General features: G+C 61.5%; 16 protein-coding genes. 14 read left to right on the top strand and 2 right to left on the bottom strand.

What is annotated here, in order from left to right; all coding sequences use genetic code 11:
- Window positions 1-48 precede the first annotated feature (48 nt).
- Both ACWKV5_RS11675 and ACWKV5_RS11670 read left to right on the top strand, forming a co-directional pair.
- Window positions 49-981, top strand: coding sequence for an ABC transporter ATP-binding protein (locus ACWKV5_RS11675; protein WP_483841376.1), 933 nt, complete (start codon window positions 49-51; stop codon window positions 979-981).
- Window positions 978-1,757 carry an ABC transporter permease gene (locus tag ACWKV5_RS11670; protein ID WP_483841375.1) on the top strand — a complete coding sequence of 260 codons (780 nt, stop codon included), beginning with the start codon at window positions 978-980 and terminating at the stop codon, window positions 1,755-1,757. Before ACWKV5_RS11675 ends, ACWKV5_RS11670 begins: the two co-directional genes overlap by 4 nt.
- A 154-nt stretch (window positions 1,758-1,911) precedes the next feature.
- Here ACWKV5_RS11670 and ACWKV5_RS11665 read toward each other — a convergent pair whose 3' ends face one another.
- Complete coding sequence (locus ACWKV5_RS11665) at window positions 1,912-2,427, bottom strand: DUF2062 domain-containing protein (protein WP_483841374.1); 516 nt, start codon at window positions 2,425-2,427, stop codon at window positions 1,912-1,914.
- 135 nt (window positions 2,428-2,562) lie between these two features.
- Here ACWKV5_RS11665 and ACWKV5_RS11660 point away from each other — a divergent pair, with 135 nt between their 5' ends.
- From ACWKV5_RS11660 to ACWKV5_RS11605, 12 genes are all read left to right on the top strand, one after another.
- Window positions 2,563-4,797: a DNA internalization-related competence protein ComEC/Rec2 gene (locus ACWKV5_RS11660; RefSeq protein ID WP_483841373.1), complete on the top strand. Its 2,235-nt coding sequence runs from the start codon at window positions 2,563-2,565 to the stop codon at window positions 4,795-4,797.
- A gap of 98 nt (window positions 4,798-4,895) precedes the next feature.
- A complete protein-coding gene (locus ACWKV5_RS11655) occupies window positions 4,896-5,534 on the top strand; it encodes a MotA/TolQ/ExbB proton channel family protein (RefSeq protein ID WP_185058243.1) in 639 nt (212 codons plus the stop codon).
- Window positions 5,531-5,959: an ExbD/TolR family protein gene (locus ACWKV5_RS11650; protein ID WP_483841372.1), complete on the top strand. Its 429-nt coding sequence runs from the start codon at window positions 5,531-5,533 to the stop codon at window positions 5,957-5,959. Before ACWKV5_RS11655 ends, ACWKV5_RS11650 begins: the two co-directional genes overlap by 4 nt.
- On the top strand, window positions 5,959-6,969 hold the full coding sequence (gene lpxK / locus ACWKV5_RS11645) for a tetraacyldisaccharide 4'-kinase (RefSeq protein WP_483841371.1): 1,011 nt from the start codon (window positions 5,959-5,961) through the stop codon (window positions 6,967-6,969). The genes ACWKV5_RS11650 and lpxK overlap by 1 nt, the downstream gene beginning before the upstream one ends.
- A 25-nt stretch (window positions 6,970-6,994) precedes the next feature.
- Complete coding sequence (locus tag ACWKV5_RS11640) at window positions 6,995-7,180, top strand: Trm112 family protein (RefSeq protein WP_007945752.1); 186 nt, start codon at window positions 6,995-6,997, stop codon at window positions 7,178-7,180.
- A complete protein-coding gene (gene kdsB, locus ACWKV5_RS11635; protein ID WP_483841370.1) occupies window positions 7,177-7,941 on the top strand; it encodes a 3-deoxy-manno-octulosonate cytidylyltransferase in 765 nt (254 codons plus the stop codon). Before ACWKV5_RS11640 ends, kdsB begins: the two co-directional genes overlap by 4 nt.
- Window positions 7,941-8,405 (top strand): low molecular weight protein-tyrosine-phosphatase, encoded by a 465-nt coding sequence (locus tag ACWKV5_RS11630; protein WP_483841369.1) that lies wholly within the window; start codon window positions 7,941-7,943, stop codon window positions 8,403-8,405. The genes kdsB and ACWKV5_RS11630 overlap by 1 nt, the downstream gene beginning before the upstream one ends.
- Window positions 8,402-9,421, top strand: a complete 1,020-nt coding sequence (gene murB / locus ACWKV5_RS11625; protein ID WP_483841368.1) for a UDP-N-acetylmuramate dehydrogenase — start codon at window positions 8,402-8,404, stop codon at window positions 9,419-9,421. Before ACWKV5_RS11630 ends, murB begins: the two co-directional genes overlap by 4 nt.
- A 240-nt stretch (window positions 9,422-9,661) precedes the next feature.
- Entirely contained in the window at window positions 9,662-10,132 is a 471-nt protein-coding gene (locus ACWKV5_RS11620; protein ID WP_027924030.1) for a (2Fe-2S)-binding protein, read from the top strand.
- Window positions 10,129-12,459: a xanthine dehydrogenase family protein molybdopterin-binding subunit gene (locus ACWKV5_RS11615; protein ID WP_483841367.1), complete on the top strand. Its 2,331-nt coding sequence runs from the start codon at window positions 10,129-10,131 to the stop codon at window positions 12,457-12,459. Before ACWKV5_RS11620 ends, ACWKV5_RS11615 begins: the two co-directional genes overlap by 4 nt.
- A complete protein-coding gene (locus tag ACWKV5_RS11610; RefSeq protein ID WP_483841366.1) occupies window positions 12,459-13,442 on the top strand; it encodes an XdhC family protein in 984 nt (327 codons plus the stop codon). The genes ACWKV5_RS11615 and ACWKV5_RS11610 overlap by 1 nt, the downstream gene beginning before the upstream one ends.
- On the top strand, window positions 13,439-14,035 hold the full coding sequence (locus ACWKV5_RS11605) for a nucleotidyltransferase family protein (protein ID WP_483841365.1): 597 nt from the start codon (window positions 13,439-13,441) through the stop codon (window positions 14,033-14,035). Before ACWKV5_RS11610 ends, ACWKV5_RS11605 begins: the two co-directional genes overlap by 4 nt.
- Before the next feature lie 110 nt (window positions 14,036-14,145).
- Here ACWKV5_RS11605 and rne read toward each other — a convergent pair whose 3' ends face one another.
- Window positions 14,146-17,388 carry a ribonuclease E gene (rne, locus tag ACWKV5_RS11600; protein WP_483841364.1) on the bottom strand — a complete coding sequence of 1,081 codons (3,243 nt, stop codon included), beginning with the start codon at window positions 17,386-17,388 and terminating at the stop codon, window positions 14,146-14,148.
- Window positions 17,389-17,447 lie beyond the last annotated feature (59 nt).

Genomic DNA, 17,447 nt, shown 5'->3' with positions numbered 1-17,447 from the left:
CGCCGGCCGTCTTTTATCCCTTTCTTCCTTCTTGGTGCGTAATCCGATATGAGTTCCGCTCTGTCCATCCGGCAGCTAACCAAAACCTACGGCAACGGTTTCCAGGCCCTGAGTGGTATCGATCTGGACGTTGCCGAAGGTGACTTCTTCGCCTTGCTCGGCCCTAACGGTGCCGGCAAATCCACGACCATCGGCATTCTCTCGACCCTGGTGAACAAGACCAGCGGAACGGTGAATATCTTCGGTCACGACCTGGACAAGAATCCTGCGCAGCTCAAGCGCTCCATCGGCGTGGTGCCCCAGGAATTCAACTTCAACCAGTTCGAAAAGACCTTCGATATCGTCGTGACCCAGGCCGGTTATTACGGCATCCCGCCGAAAGTTGCCAAGGAACGCGCCGAGCAATACCTGACCCAACTGGGGCTGTGGGACAAACGCGATGTGCCGTCGCGTTCACTGTCTGGTGGTATGAAGCGTCGATTGATGATCGCCCGTGCGCTGGTCCACGAACCACGCCTGCTGATCCTCGACGAACCGACGGCGGGCGTGGACATCGAACTGCGTCGCTCGATGTGGACCTTCCTCACCGAGCTGAACCAGAAAGGCATCACCATCATCCTCACCACGCATTACCTGGAGGAGGCTGAGCAGTTGTGCCGCAACATCGGCATCATCGACCACGGCACCATTGTCGAGAACACCAGCATGAAGCAGTTGCTCAGCCAGCTGCATGTGGAAACCTTCCTGCTCGATATTAAAAACACATTGACCAGCGCGCCGCAGTTGCTCGGCTACCCGACCCGTCTGCTCGATGGTCACACGCTGGAAGTCCAGGTCGACAAGGCCATGGGCATCACCGCGCTGTTTACTCAACTGGCGCAGCAAAACATTGAAGTGCTGAGCCTGCGTAACAAAACCAATCGCCTCGAGGAGTTGTTCGTGTCCCTGGTGGAGAAAAATCTGTCGAAGGTGGCGGTATGAGTTCCGAGTTGCAGCCCAACCTCGTTGCCCTCAATACCATCGTTTACCGTGAGGTCCGGCGTTTTACCCGGATCTGGCCGCAGACGCTGCTGCCGCCGGCCATCACCATGGTTTTGTACTTCGTGATCTTCGGCAATCTGATCGGCAAGCAGATTGGTGGCATGGGTGGCTTCACCTACATGGAGTACATCGTGCCGGGCCTGATCATGATGTCGGTGATCACCAACTCCTACGGCAACGTGGTGTCGAGTTTCTTCGGCAGCAAGTTCCAGCGCTCCATCGAGGAACTGATGGTGTCGCCGGTGTCTCCGCATACGATTCTGATCGGCTACACCCTGGGCGGCGTGCTGCGCGGGTTGATGGTCGGGATCATCGTGACGATCCTGTCGCTGTTCTTCACCGATTTGCAGGTGCATCACCTCGGCGTGACCATTCTGGTGGTGGTGCTGACGGCGACGATCTTCTCGTTGCTGGGCTTCATCAACGCCGTGTTTGCGCGCAACTTCGATGACATCTCGATCATCCCGACCTTCGTGCTGACACCGCTGACTTACCTGGGCGGGGTGTTTTACTCGATCTCCCTGTTGCCTCCGTTCTGGCAGACCGTGTCCCTGGCGAACCCGGTGCTGCACATGGTCAATGCCTTCCGATACGGCATTCTTGGGGTTTCGGACATCAAGATCAGCATCGCGATCACCTTTATGCTGGTGGCGACGCTTGTGTTGTATGTCGGTTGTGCACGGTTGCTGGTCAGTGGGCGCGGGATGCGTACCTGATTCAACACCGCGTTGCCCCTTTCGCGAGCAGGCTCGCTCACACACTGGATCTATGTCTCGCTGAAGATCCCTGTGGGAGCGAGCCTGCTCGCGAAGGGGCCAACACAAACACCGCATAAAAAACGGCCTCCACACTGGAGGCCGTTTTGCATTCCTACATCCGGTTTTTCTTGCGTCGTTTCCACTGCCGCGCCACCCACCACCGCCAGTACGTCATGGTCAGGAAGTAGGCGAGAGCCCCCAGCACCAGCCCCGTCACCACCGACCCCAGCAAAAACGGTTGCCATAACGTCGACAATTCGCCGCTGATCCATTCCCAGGACAATGCATCAGGCAATTGGCGGGCAGGCACATCCAACAGCCACGCCCCGGTCTGGTACGTGCAGAAAAACACCGCCGGCATGGTAATCGGATTGGTCAGCCAGACCAGGCTCACCGCTATCGGCATGTTGCCCCGCACCATGATCGCCAGCACCGCGGCCAGGAGCATCTGCAACGGGATCGGCAGAAACGCCGCGAACAGGCCGACCGCCATCGCCCGCGCCACGGAGTGGCGGTTGAGGTGCCAGAGATTGGGGTCATGCAGCAGCGTGCCGAGAAAGCGTAAGGATTTGTGTTCCCTGATGCTGGTCGGGTCTGGCATGTAGCGTTTGAACAAGCGCCGGGGCATAAGGCTTCTCGGTCGGTTAAGGCGGCAAGTATGTCTGGATTCTACGAACCGCCCATTCAGACTTTGTGACAATTGATATCGGCGCCGGTGCGGTTGGCCGGCTATGCCTAGGTGGGGACTCTCAAGGATGAGTGTATGCGCACTGGGATGTTGGCGCTTGCGCTGGGTTTGCTGACCCTGCGTCTTTTGCCGGTTTTACCGCCGGTCTGGTTTTGGATGTTGCTGCCACTGCCGGCTTTGATGCTATTGCCGTTTCGGACATCTGCGTTGGCGTTTTTCCTGTTCGGCTTCAGTTGGGCGTGCGCGAATGCGCAGTGGGCACTGGATGATCGGCTGCCACAAAAACTTGATGGCGAAACCCGCTGGATTGAAGGGCGGGTGACCGGGCTGCCGCAAAATGCCGACGGCGTGGTGCGATTCGAACTGACGGACAGTCAGTCAAGGCGAACGAAGTTGCCCAGGCGTTTGCGCCTGGCCTGGTATGGCGGGCCACCCGTCAGCAGCGGCGAACGCTGGCGACTGGCGGTCAAGTTGAAGCGTCCTGCCGGGCTGCTCAATCCGCATGCCTTCGATTACGACGCCTGGCTGCTGGCTCAACGCATCGGTGCGACCGGCACGGTCAAGGACGGCGAGCGACTCGCCGAAGCCCGATGGGCGTGGCGCGACGGCATTCGCCGGCGTTTACTCGCGGTCGATGCCCAAGGCCGAACCGCCGCATTGACCGCGCTGGTACTGGGCGATGGCGCCGGGTTGAGCCGTGAGGAATGGCAAGTGCTGCAAGACACCGGCACCGTGCATCTGCTGGTGATTTCCGGGCAGCACATCGGAATGCTGGCGGGGCTGGTCTACCTGCTGATTGCCGGGTTGGCGCGTTTTGGCCTGTGGCCAGGACGTTTGCCGTGGCTGCCATGGGCATGCGGACTGGCGTTCTCGGCGGCGCTGGCTTACGGGCTGCTGGCCGGCTTCGACGTTCCGGTGCAACGCGCCTGCGTGATGATCGGTCTGGTGCTGCTGTGGCGGCTACGTTTTCGTCACCTCGGCGCCTGGTGGCCGCTGTTGCTGGCGCTCAATGGCGTTTTGCTGCTGGATCCGTTGGCCAGTCTGCAACCGGGTTTCTGGTTGTCCTTCGCTGCCGTGGCGGTGTTGATCTTCACCTTTGGCGGGCGGCTGGGCCCCTGGCGGTGGTGGCAAACCTGGACCCGGGCTCAATGGTTGATCGCGATCGGCCTGTGCCCGTTGTTGCTGGTGCTCGGCTTGCCGATCAGCCTCAGCGGGCCGGTGGTCAACCTGCTGGCAGTGCCCTGGATCAGCCTGGTGGTGTTGCCGCCAGCCTTGCTCGGGACATTGTTGTTGCCCGTGCCTTATGTCGGCGAAGGGCTGCTGTGGCTGGCGGGTGGGTTGATCGACGGGATGTTCAAGGCGCTGACAATGATGGCCGGGCAATTGCCCGCTTGGGTGCCGATGGCGGTTCCGTTGTGGAGTTGGGCGCTCGGTACGTTGGGCGCCGTCCTGCTGTTGTTGCCGCGAGGCGTGCCGTTACGCCCTTTGGGGTGGCCGTTGCTGTTGTTGCTGGTCTTTGCGCCTCGGCCGCTGTTGCCGGAAGGCATGGCCGATGTCTGGCAACTGGACGTCGGCCAAGGCTTGGCCATCCTGGTGCGGACCCGTCATCACACGCTGTTGTATGACGCCGGGCCGCGTTTCGGCGACATGGACATGGGGGCGCGGGTGGTGCTGCCGTCGTTGCGAAAACTCGGAGTGGAAGGGCTCGACCTGATGCTGATCAGTCACGCCGATGCCGATCACGCCGGCGGTGCGCGAGCCGTGAGCAATGGCCTGCCGGTCAAACAGATTCTCAGTGGCGATCCCGAGGGTTTACCTGCCGAACTGCAAGCCCAAGGCTGTGACAGCGGCCGGCAATGGAGCTGGGACGGTGTGAATTTCCAGTTGTGGCAATGGACGTCAGCCTATGACAGCAACCAGAAATCCTGCGTCCTGCAAATAGAAGCCAGCGGCGAGCGACTGTTGCTGACCGGTGATATCGACATCGCTGCCGAGCGGGCCTTGCTGGAGAGTCCACTGGCGGTGGCCACCGATTGGTTGCAATCACCGCATCACGGCAGTCGCAGTTCCTCGTCGATGGCCCTGTTGAGCGTATTGCAACCCAAGGCCGTATTGATCTCCCGTGGCCAGGGCAATTCCTTTGGCCACCCGCACCCAACGGTCGTGGCGCGTTATCAAAAACGCCGCATGGCGATTTATGACAGCGCCGAGCACGGTGCCATTCATCTGCAACTCGGGCGTTTCCAGCCACCGTGGACGATGCGTCTGGACCGGCGTTTCTGGCGCGATCCACCGCCGGTCAATAAATAGCCGAGAGTTATTAAAGCCCGACCGGATGCGACATCACGGTCTTCGGTGCGCCGACCCCCTATGTTAGAGTGGCGCACTTTTTCGAGGGGACTGTCACTGTGTGGGAATTGGTCAAATCCGGCGGCTGGATGATGCTGCCGATCATTCTGAGTTCCATCGCGGCCATGGCCATCGTCGCCGAGCGTCTGTGGACCCTGCGTGCCAGCCGCGTGACGCCCGAGCACTTGCTCGGCCAGGTCTGGGTCTGGATCAAAGACAAACAACTCAATAAAGAAAAACTCAAGGAACTGCGCGCCAACTCGCCGTTGGGTGAAATCCTGGCGGCGGGCCTGGCCAACTCCAAGCATGGTCGCGAGATCATGAAAGAGTGCATCGAAGAGGCCGCCGCCCGGGTCATCCATGAACTGGAGCGTTACATCAACGCCCTGGGCACCATCGCCGCCATGGCCCCGCTGCTCGGCTTGCTGGGGACGGTGCTGGGCATGATCGATATCTTCAGTTCGTTCATGGGCACGGGCATGACCACCAACGCCGCAGTGCTGGCCGGCGGTATCTCCAAAGCGTTGATCACCACGGCCTCGGGCCTGATCGTCGGCATCCCCTCGGTCTTCTTCCACCGGTTCCTGCAACGGCGCATCGATGAGCTGGTGGTGGGGATGGAGCAGGAAGCCATCAAGCTGGTTGAAGTGGTGCAGGGCGACCGTGACGTGGACTTGTCCGAGGGCAAAAAAGCGTGAAATTCCGCCGCAAGCAACGGGAGAACGTGGACATCAATCTCGTGTCGCTGATCGACGTGGTGTTTGTCCTGCTGCTGTTTTTCGTTGTGACCACCACCTTTACCCGAGAAACCCAGTTGCGCGTCGAACTGCCGGAAGCGGTCAGCGGCGCGTCGGCTGACGATCAACCAGCCAAGCAAGTGGACATTACTATCAACGCTGAAGGCGTGTTCTCGGTGAACAATCGAGTCCTGCCCAAGAGCGACCTGGCGACCGTGATGGACGCGCTGCAAAAAGAGTCCAACGGCGACACCAACCTGCCGCTGTCCATCAGCGCTGACGGCAAGACTCAACATCAGTCTGTCATTACCGCCATGGACGCCGCCGGCAAGCTCGGTTTCAGCCATTTGCGCATGACCACTGTCGAGGCGGCGCCCGCGCATTGATGGCCATGTCTGATCGCTTGCTCGCCGCGTGGTACGAAGGTCATCCGGCCCTGAAGCTGTTGCAGCCACTGGAGTGGCTGTATCGGCGGGTGGTCATGAACAAGCGCAAGCGATTCCTGGCAGGTGAGGGCGAGATCTATCAACCGCCCGTGCCGCTGATCGTGGTCGGCAATATCACCGTCGGCGGCACGGGCAAGACGCCGCTGATCCTGTGGATGATCGAGCATTGCCAGCGCAGCGGGTTGCGGGTCGGTGTGGTCAGTCGTGGTTACGGTGCCAAGCCGCCGCAGCTGCCGTGGCGGGTCGAAGCCGACCAAAGTGCCGAGGTGGCGGGCGATGAACCGTTGTTGATCGTCCAGCGTACCGGCGTGCCGTTGATGATCGACCCGGACCGCAGCAGCGCAGTAAAAGCGTTGCTGGCGAGCGAGCCGCTGGACCTGATCCTGTCCGATGACGGCATGCAGCATTACCGCCTGGCCCGCGACCTCGAACTGGTACTGATCGACGCCGTCAGAGGCCTGGGCAACCAGCGTTGCCTGCCGGCCGGACCGTTGCGCGAGCCAGTCGAACGCCTGCAAAGCGTCGACGCGGTGCTCTACAACGGCGCCGCAGAGGACCGCGACGGCGGGTTTGCCTTCCAGCTGCAACCGACCGCCCTGATCAATTTGCTCAGCGGTGAACGACGTCCCCTCGACCACTTCCCCGCAGGCCAGGCGGTGCATGCCGTAGCCGGAATCGGCAATCCGCAGCGTTTCTTCACCACCCTCGAAACGCTACACTGCAAACCTGTCCCGCATGCGTTTGCCGACCATGCCGAATACAGCGTGCAGGCCTTGAATTTCACACCGTCATTGCCGTTGGTGATGACTGAAAAGGACGCGGTGAAGTGCCGTGCCTTCGCCGCCGCCGATTGGTGGTACCTGGCGGTCGATGCTGTGCCATCGCCGGCCTTCGTGGCCTGGTTCGATACACAGCTGATGCGCCTGTTGCCGGCTCGTCTTTTGCCTTAACTCCGTTTTTATCCAGGGAATGCTCATGGACACCAAATTGCTCGACATCCTCGCTTGCCCGGTCTGCAAAGGCCCACTCAAGCTCAGCGCCGACAAGACCGAGCTGATCAGCAAGGGCGCCGGCCTTGCGTACCCGATCCGCGATGGCATTCCGGTGATGCTCGAAACCGAAGCCCGCACCCTGACCACCGACGAGCGTCTGGATAAATGACCACAGCCTTTACCGTTGTCATTCCATCGCGTTATGCCTCGACCCGCTTGCCGGGCAAACCGCTGCTGCTGATCGCCGGCAAGCCGATGATCCAGCACGTCTGGGAACAGGCGAGCAAAAGCAGCGCCCAGCGCGTGGTGGTTGCCACTGACGATGCGCGCATTGTCGAGGCGTGCAATGCCTTCGGCGCTGAAGTGGTGCTGACCCGCGAAGACCACAATTCCGGCACCGACCGTCTGGCCGAAGTCGCCGCGAAGCTGGGCCTGGCGCCCGACGCCATCGTGGTCAACGTCCAGGGTGACGAGCCGCTGATCCCGCCGAGCGTGATCGATCAGGTCGCGGCTAACCTGGCGGCCCACACCGAAGCGCGCATGGCCACCTTGGCCGAGCCGATCGAAGACGTGGAAACCCTGTTCAATCCCAACGTGGTCAAGGTCGTCAGCGACCTTGATGGTCTGGCGCTGACCTTCAGTCGTTCGACCTTGCCGTGGGCCCGTGATGCCTTCGCCAAAAGCCGCGAGCAATTGCCGGAAGGCGTGCCGTATCGCCGTCACATCGGCATTTATGCCTACCGCGCCGGTTTCCTGCATGACTTCGTCAGTTGGGGCCCGTGCTGGCTGGAAAACACCGAATCCCTGGAACAGCTGCGTGCCCTGTGGCACGGCGTGCGGATTCACGTCGCCGACGCGTTGATCGCACCGCCGACCGGGGTCGACACCGTTGAAGATCTTGAGCGCGTTCGTCGCCTGCTGGAGGCCTGATGCGCGTTTTGTTCGTGTGCCTGGGCAACATCTGCCGTTCTCCAACGGCCGAAGGCGTGCTGCGGCACAAACTGCGCGAAGCGGGGCTGGCCGATCAGATTGAAGTCGCCTCCGCCGGCACCGGTGACTGGCATGTCGGCAAGGCTCCGGATAAACGTAGCCAGGCCGCGGCCAAACTGCGTGGCTACGATTTGTCCGCCCAGCGTGCCCAGCAAGTCAGCCGCGCCGATTTCGCCACTTACGACCTGATCCTGGCGATGGACAACAGCAACCTGCGCCACCTCAAGGCCCTGCAACCGGCCAAGGGTAAAGCCGAGCTGGACTTGTTCCTGCGTCGCTTTCAGTCGGAACTCGATGAAGTCCCGGACCCGTACTACGACGGCGACCAGGGCTTCGAACAGGTGCTGGACCTGATCGAGCGCGCCAGTGACTTGCTGGTGATCGAATTGAAGGGACGGCTATGAGTTTGCAGGTGCAATCACAGGTTTCGCTCAAACCGTTCAACAGCTTTGGTGTCGACGTTCAGGCTCGCCTGTTCGCCGAGGCGCATAGCGATGCCGACGTGCGAGAGGCCCTGGCCTACGCCGCAGAGCATGACGTGCCGTTGTTGGTGATTGGCGGCGGCAGCAATCTGCTGCTGACCGCCGATATCCAGTCGCTGGTGCTGCGCATGGCCACCCGCGGGATTCGCATCCTCAGCGATGACGGCCGCAACGTCGTGATCGAAGCCGAGGCCGGCGAGCCGTGGCATCCGTTCGTGCAACACACCCTGGCGCAGGGTTTGTCGGGCCTGGAAAACCTCAGCCTGATCCCCGGCACCGTCGGTGCGGCGCCGATGCAGAACATCGGTGCGTACGGGGTCGAGATCAAGGACGTGTTCGCCGGCCTGACCGCGCTGGATCGCCAGACCGGCGAGCTGCGGGATTTCACCTTGGCTGAGTGCAACTTTGCTTACCGCGACAGCCTGTTCAAGCAGGAACCGGGACGCTGGTTGATCCTGCGCGTTCGTTTCACCCTCGACCGTGCCGCGCACTTGCATCTGGAATATGGCCCGGTGCGTCAGCGCCTGACCGAGCAAGGCATCGAGCAGCCGACGGCGACGGATGTCAGCCAGGCGATTTGCAGCATACGCAATGAAAAGCTCCCGGACCCGGCGGTGCTGGGCAATGCCGGCAGCTTCTTCAAAAACCCGCTGGTGCCGGCGGCGCTGGTCGCCCGGCTCAAGGGTGAATACCCGGATCTGGTGGCGTATGCGCAACCCGACGGGCAAATGAAACTGGCCGCGGGCTGGTTGATCGAGCGGGCAGGGTGGAAGGGTTTCCGCGACGCGGATGCCGGCGTGCATAAGTTACAGGCGCTGGTGCTGGTCAATTACGGCGGTGCCACGGGGCTGCAACTGCTTAACCTGGCGCAGCGAATCCAGAAAGACATTTCAGAACGATTCCATGTCGATCTGGAAATGGAGCCCAACCAGTATTGAAGCTAAGCTTTCAGGACTGATCTCAAAGCCCTGCACACTTCCACTGTGCAGGGCTTTTTTGTTAATGCTGGGTTAACTTAGCCACCTAACGATGCAAGCATTTGCTCCATCAAAGGCCCGGTGCAGACATTCCCGTCGCATAAGAGAGCCTCATTAGCCTGAGTCGATCTGCGTATCACGAACCAAGATCCCACGGCAGATTGCTCGACCCCATAACCCAAGATCTATGCGGGCGTGCCCATGATTACCCTGAAACTCAACGGTCAAGACCATCCACTCGACGTCACCGAAGACATGCCGCTGCTCTGGGCTATCCGCGACGTCGCCGGTTACAACGGCACCAAATTCGGCTGCGGCATGGGCCTGTGCGGCGCGTGCACGATTCACATTGACGGATCACCGGCGCGCAGTTGCATTACGCCGATTGGTTCGGTGGTCGGCCAGAACGTCACCACCATCGACAATCTGCACGCCGATCCGGTTGGGCAAGTGGTCCAGCAAGCCTGGCTCGACACCGCCGTGGCCCAGTGCGGTTTTTGCCAGGGCGGGCAGATCATGTCGGCGACGGCGCTGCTCAAGACCAACCCCAATCCTACGGATGCGCAGATCGAAGAGGCGATGGTCGGCAACATTTGCCGCTGCGGGACTTACAACCGCATCAAGACGGCCATCCGTCAGGCTTCCACTCACTTGAAGGAGGCCAAGGCATGAACCAGCTACCGAATGATTTTGCCCTGAGCAACCTCAGTAACTTGAGCCGCCGCGGTTTCCTCAAAGGGGTCGGTGCGACCAGTGCCTTGGTGCTGGCGGCCAGTTGGGGCTGGCAGGACGTTTTCGCTGAAGAGGCCTCGAAGAAGTTCGGCGCCGACGGCATGCCCCACGGCGCGATCGATGATCCCAAGGTCTACGTCAGCATCGCCGCCGATGGCACGGTGACCGTGGTCTGCAACCGTTCGGAAATGGGCCAGGGCGTACGCACCAGCCTGACGATGGTGGTGGCCGATGAACTGGACGCCGACTGGGCGATGGTGAAGGTGCAGCAGGCGCCGGGCGACGAAGTGCGTTTCGGCAACCAGGACACCGACGGTTCGCGCAGCATGCGTCACTGGTACGAGCCGATGCGCCGTTGCGGTGCCGCCGCGCGAACCATGCTGGAACAGGCCGCTGCCGAGCAGTGGAAAGTGCCGGTCGCCGAGTGCCATGCGCAATTGCACAAAGTCATCCACAAACCGTCCGGTCGTGAATTGGGCTATGGCGCATTGGCCGTGGCAGCCAGTGCGCTGGCGGTGCCTGCGCGTGACAGCGTACGGCTCAAAGATCCGTCGGAGTTTCGCTACATCGGCAAGGAAGGCACCAAGGCCATCGACGGTGCCGACATCGTCAACGGCCGCGCCATTTACGGGGCCGACGTGCATTTCGACGGCATGCTCTACGCCACCATTGCGCGTCCGGCGGTGTACGGCGGCAAGGTCAAGTCCGTCGACTCCAGCGCTGCGCTGAAAGTCCCCGGCGTAATCAAGGTCGTGCAAATCGAAGGCAGCCCGCTGCCGTCCGAATTTCAACCATTGGGCGGCGTGGCCGTGGTGGCCAGCAACACCTGGGCGGCGATCAAGGGCCGCGAGGCGCTGAAGATCGAATGGGATGACGGCCCGAACGCCAGTTATGACTCGATTGCCTATCGCAAGGAGCTGGAAGCGGCGTCCCTCAAGCCCGGCAAAGTGGTGCGCAATACCGGCAGCATCGACGAAGCGATGAAGAACGCCGACAGCACCCTCGAAGCGTCCTATTACTTGCCGCACCTGGCGCAGGCACCGATGGAGCCGATGGTCGCCATTGCCCGCTTCAAGGACGGCGTCTGCGAAGCCTGGGGGCCGAGTCAGGCGCCACAGGTCACCCGGACACGGATCGGCGAGCGCCTCGGCGTTCCGTTCGATAACGTCACGTTCAACGTCACCTTGCTCGGTGGCGGTTTTGGACGCAAATCCAAGCCTGACTTCATCATCGAAGCGGCAATCCTCGCCAAAGAGTTCCCCGGCAAGGCCGTGCGGGTGCAATGGACTCGCGAAGACGACATCCACTGTTCCTATTTCCACACCGTGTCGGCCGAGTACCTCAAGGCCAGCCTGAACAAGGATGGCCTGCCCTCCGGCTGGCTGCACCGCACCGTGGCCCCGAGCATCACCGCGCTGTTTGCACCGGGCATGAACCATGAGGCGGCGTTTGAGTTGGGCATGGGGTTCACCAACATGGCCTACGCGATTCCCAACGTGCGCCTGGAAAACCCGGAGGCGACGGTGCATACCCGCGTCGGCTGGTATCGCTCGGTGTCGAACATCCCGCACGGTTTTGCGATTCAGAGCTTCGTCGATGAACTGGCGCACAAGGCCGGTCAGGATCCGCTCAAGTACCAGATCAAGTTGCTTGGCCCGGACCGTCAGATCGATCCGCGCACGTTGAGTGAAGAGTGGAACTACGGCGAATCCCCCGAGCGCTATCCGATCGATACCGGCCGCCTGCGCACGGTACTGGAAACCGCTGCCAAAGCCGCGGGTTGGGGGCGTGAACTGCCCAAGGGCCGAGGCCTGGGGCTGGCGGTGCATTACAGCTTCGTCACCTATGTGGCGGCGGTGATCGAGGTCGAAGTCAAAGACGACGGCACGTTGATCGTGCACAAGGCTGACATCGCCGTGGATTGCGGGCCGCAGATCAACCCCGAGCGCATCCGCTCGCAGTTCGAGGGCGCCTGCGTCATGGGGTTGGGCAATGCGGTGCTGGGGGAAATCAGCTTCAAGGACGGCAAGGTCCAGCAGGACAACTTCCACATGTACGAAGTGGCGCGCATGTCACTGGCGCCCAAGGAAGTCGCGGTGCATCTGGTCACCCCGCCAGGTGTTGTGCCCTTGGGTGGTGTCGGTGAACCGGGCGTGCCACCGATTGCCCCGGCGCTGTGCAACGCGATCTTCGCCGCTACCGGCAAACGCATCCGCAACCTGCCGGTTCGCTTTCAGCTGCAAGGTTGGCAGAAGGCGCAAGCCTGATGGACAGCGTCGATCTGAACGTCCTGCGCAGCGTGCTCGAATGGCGCCGCGCCGGTCAGCGGGTGGTGCTGTACAGCGTGGTCCAGACCTGGGGCACCGCGCCCCGGGCACCTGGTGCCATGCTGGCCTTGCGTGAAGATGGCGTGGTGATCGGTTCGGTGTCGGGCGGTTGTGTCGAGGATGACCTGATTGCCCGGCTGCACGATGGGCGTATCCCGGCGGATGGGCCGCCGGTGCAGTTGATCACCTACGGCGTCACTCGCGAGGAGGCCGCGCGGTTCGGTTTGCCCTGCGGCGGCACGTTGCGCCTGACCGAGGAGCGGGTCGGCGATCCGCGTTGGGTGGCCGAATTGCTGGCGCGCTGTGAGGCCCATGAAATCGTCGCTCGTTCGCTGGATATTGCGACCGGTGAAGTGGTCGTGCAGTCAGCGAGCAAATCCGATGTGCTGAGTTTTGACGGCACCACGCTGCGCGCCATTTATGGTCCGCGTTGGCGCCTGTTGCTGATCGGCGCGGGGCAATTGTCCCGTTACGTCGCCGAGATGGCGCGGTTGCTGGATTTCGAAGTGCTGATCTGCGATCCACGCACCGAGTTTGTGTACGGCTGGGAAGAGCAGCACGGTCGTTTTGTCTCGGGCATGCCGGATGAAGCGGTGCTGAACATTCAGACTGACGAACGCACGGCCATCGTCGCCCTGACTCATGATCCTCGCCTGGATGACATGGCGCTGCTGACGGCGCTGGACTCCAGAGCCTTTTATGTCGGCGCGCTGGGGTCTCGGGTCAACAGCCTGAAGCGCCGGGAAAACCTCGCCGAACTGGGCTTGTCGCCAGGCGCTATCGAGCGTCTGCATGGCCCGGTGGGGTTGCACATTGGCAGCCACAGTCCGGCGGAAATCGCCTTGTCACTGATGGCCGAAATTGTGGCGATCAAGAACGGTGTCGAACTGAAACAAAAGAAGCCGTTGCAGGAGGCTATATGAATGAATCCATCGGCGTCATCGTGCTGGCGGCCGGGCAGGGCAGTCGTTTTCGTCAGGTGGCGGGGGCAGATAAAGACAAGTTGTTGGCCGATTGCACGGGGCGCGACGGTGCGGTTCGTTCGGTGATCGAGCAGGTGTTGATGAGCTTGCCGGTTTCGTTGGTTAAACGCGTACTGGTGACGACAGAGGACCGTCCGCAGGTGATTCGCATGGCTCAAGCGTATGGCTGCGAGATTGTGTTGATCGACTCGACGGGCATGGGCGACAGCATTGCGGCGGGTGTGGCGGCGTGTCCGCAGTGCAGTGGCTGGTTGATAGTGTTGGGGGATATGCCGTTTATCCTGCCTGCGACGGTTGAGAGCCTGCTGGCGGGTGTGGCTGAAGATGCGATCATCGTGCCGGTGCTGGGGGGGGAGTTTGGGCATCCGGTGGGGTTCGGCCGCAGTTTTGGACCGGGGTTGATGGGGTTGTCGGGTGATCGAGGGGCCAAGCCGCTGTTTGCGAAGGGCAGGGTGGTTGAAGTGGCAGTGGATGATCCCGGAGTGCTGTGGGACGTCGATGTGCCTGAATCACTGACCTTCAAGCCTGCATAAATCCCCTGTGGGAGCGAGCAGGCTCACTCCTACAGGGGATTGCGGTGATGTTTGGAGGCATAAAAAAGCCCCGCCTGGGTGACCAGACGGGGCTTTTTATGGCCTAGGAGTTAGACGAGAGGTTTAGGCTCGTGCTCTTTTTCCTGGGCTTGTTCGTGTTGCTCTACGGCTTCCTGAACGGAGCGCGGTGCTTCTTCGATGACGGATTCGGCAACAGGTGCCGCTTCGATCACTTCAGCAACAACCGGAGCCGGTTCGGCAGCGACAGGCGCTTCAACCGGTGCGGCAGCGGCAGCCAGTTCGGCTTCCTTCTGCAGACGCTCTTCTTCACGCTTGCGACGACGCACTTCACGTGGGTCGTTCGGCGCACGGCCGCTTGGCGTCAGGGCGCTGATCGGGGCCGCTTCAACGGCTGGTTCAGCCACTTCGGCAACAACCGGAGCCGGTGCCTCAACGACTGGAGCAGGTTCGGCAGCCACAACCACTGGCTCGGAAACCATCGCTTCAGACACTTCAGCTTCGGCCACTGGTGCAGGTGCTGGTGCTTCAACAGCAACCGGCTCGGCAACCCAGTTGAACGCGGTTTGTTCTTCACGAACTTCACGGACAGCTTCGGTCACGGTTTCGGTGACGGTTTCGGCAGCAGGCTCGGCAGCAACCACTGGCTCGGCGACGACAGTCGCTTCAACCACAGATTGGGCTTCTTCACGAACAAACGCTTCGCGAACCGGCGCCACTTCGATTTCCGGAGCGGCAGTCGCTTCGACCGGAGTCGTAGCTTCAACCACTGGCGCTTCAACCGGAGCGGTTTCCTGAACAGACGCCGTGGCGCGTTCAGCTTGCTCGTGAGCTTGTGCTTCAGCAGGTGCACTGATCACGGTGCTGGCAACGGCTGCGGTAACAGCCAAGCCTGCGGCCAGATCAGAAGTGCTTGGTGCTTCGTTGCTTTCGCCAGCTTCGTTACCTTCGGATTCTTCCGAACCTTCGATCACGTTGCCGTTGGCATCGCGTTGACGCTCGCGACGGTTGCTGCGACGACGCTGGCCACGGGAGCGGCGGCGTGGACGATCGCCTTCGGCGCCTTCCTGACCGTCTTCCGGCAGTTGCTCTTCGTTGGAGGTCAGCTCTTCTTCAGCAACGGCGGCAGCCGCTTGTTCAGCACGTGGCTGACGTTCTTCACGCGGAGGGCGTGGAGCGCGTTCTTCACGTGGCTGGCGAGCCGGACGTTCTTCAGCGGTTGCAGTAGCAGTCGCAGTCGCGGCAGCAGCGGCTGGAGCGGCATCCAGAGGCTCGCGCAGTTCACGAACCGGACGCTCTTCACGATCACCGCGTGGCTTGCGGTCTTCGCGTGGAGCGCGCGGTGCACGTTCTTCACGAGGTGCGCGAGGTGCGCGCTCTTCACGTGGAGCACGTTCTTCGCGGGCTACGGCTGGGGTTTCTTCGCGGGCTTCGCGTGGTTCACGGGGAGCACGCTCTTCACGCGGTGCACGTTCCTCACGAGGCTTGCGTTCTTCATCGCGGCGACCATTACGGTTGCGGCTCTGCTGACGACCGTTGCGACGCTCTTCGTTACGCGGCGGACGCTCGGTGGTCGCTGGTTTTTCAACCACAACCGGAGCAGCAGGCTCTTCCTTGGTCGCGAACAGGCTGACCAGCGACTTCACCAGGCCTTTGAACAGGCTTGGTTCTGGCGCGGCAACCGGTGCGGCCACTGGCGCGGCAGCGACGACTTCGGTCGGAACCGGGGCGTTGGCGCGGGCCGGAGCGGTCTTGACCGCGGCTTCCTGGCGAACCAGGGTGCGGGTCGCAGCGGCTGGCTGGACTTCTTCGACTTCGGCAGCGGCAGCAGCGATTTCGTAGCTGGACTGGCCGACTGCGGCTTCCGGGCTGTCATCGCGCAGACGCTGAACTTCGAAGTGCGGCGTTTCGAGGTGATCGTTCGGCAGAATGACGATGCGGGCACGGGTGCGCAGTTCGATCTTGGTGATCGAGTTGCGTTTTTCGTTGAGCAGGAACGCAGCCACCGGGATTGGCACTTGGGCGCGAACTTCGGCGGTGCGGTCTTTCAGGGCTTCTTCTTCGATCAGGCGCAGGATCGCCAGCGACAGCGATTCAACATCACGAATGATGCCGGTGCCGTTGCAACGCGGGCAAACGATGCCGCTGCTTTCGCCCAGCGATGGACGCAGGCGCTGACGGGACATTTCCAGCAGGCCGAAGCGCGAGATGCGACCGACTTGCACGCGAGCGCGGTCGGCTTCCAGGCATTCGCGGACTTTCTCTTCCACGGCGCGCTGGTTCTTGGCAGGGGTCATGTCGATGAAGTCGATGACGATCAGGCCGCCGATGTCGCGCAAGCGCAACTGACGGGCGATTTCTTCGGCGGCTTCAAGGTTGGTCTGCAGGGCGGTTTCTTCGATGTCGCTGCCTTTGGTGGCGCGCGCCGAGTTGATGTCGATGGACACCAGGGCTTCGGTCGGATCGATAACGATGGAGCCGCCGGAAGGCAGTTCAACGACGCGCTGGAAAGCGGTCTCGATCTGGCTTTCGATCTGGAAACGGTTGAACAGCGGAACGCTGTCTTCGTACAGCTTGATCTTGCTGGCGTACTGCGGCATCACCTGGCGGATGAAGGTCAGGGCTTCGTCCTGGGCTTCAACGCTGTCGATCAGCACTTCGCCGATGTCCTGGCGCAGGTAATCGCGGATGGCGCGGATGATCACGTTGCTTTCCTGGTAGATCAGGAATGGCGCGGAACGATCCAGCGAAGCTTCTTTGATGGCGGTCCAGAGTTGCAGCAGGTAATCGAGGTCCCACTGCATTTCTTCGCTGCTGCGGCCAAGGCCCGCAGTGCGCACGATCAGGCCCATGTCGGCCGGGGCAACCAGACCGTTCAGGGCTTCACGCAGTTCGTTGCGCTCTTCACCTTCGATGCGACGGGAGATACCGCCGGCACGCGGGTTGTTCGGCATCAGAACGAGGTAACGACCGGCCAGGCTGATGAAGGTGGTCAGGGCGGCGCCCTTGTTGCCACGTTCTTCTTTTTCGACCTGAACGATGACTTCCTGGCCTTCGCTCAGGACGTCCTTGATGTTGACGCGGCCTTCGGGGGCTTTCTTGAAGTATTCGCGGGAGATTTCTTTGAGGGGCAGGAAGCCGTGGCGCTCGGAGCCGAAATCGACAAAGGCAGCCTCAAGGCTTGGTTCGATGCGAGTAATCCGGCCTTTATAGATGTTGGCCTTCTTCTGCTCGCGTGCACCGGATTCGATGTCCAGGTCGTAGAGGCGTTGGCCATCTACCAGTGCAACACGCAACTCTTCGGGTTGAGTTGCGTTAATCAGCATTCTTTTCATGTAGTACCGTCGGTTTCCGGGCTGCCGGAAACGGCGTTCGGCACACACGACTTCTCACG

Source organism: Pseudomonas oplopanacis (assembly GCF_057128725.1).
Note: the sequence above shows the minus strand (reverse complement) of the source record. Positions and strands in the feature narration are given on the sequence as shown.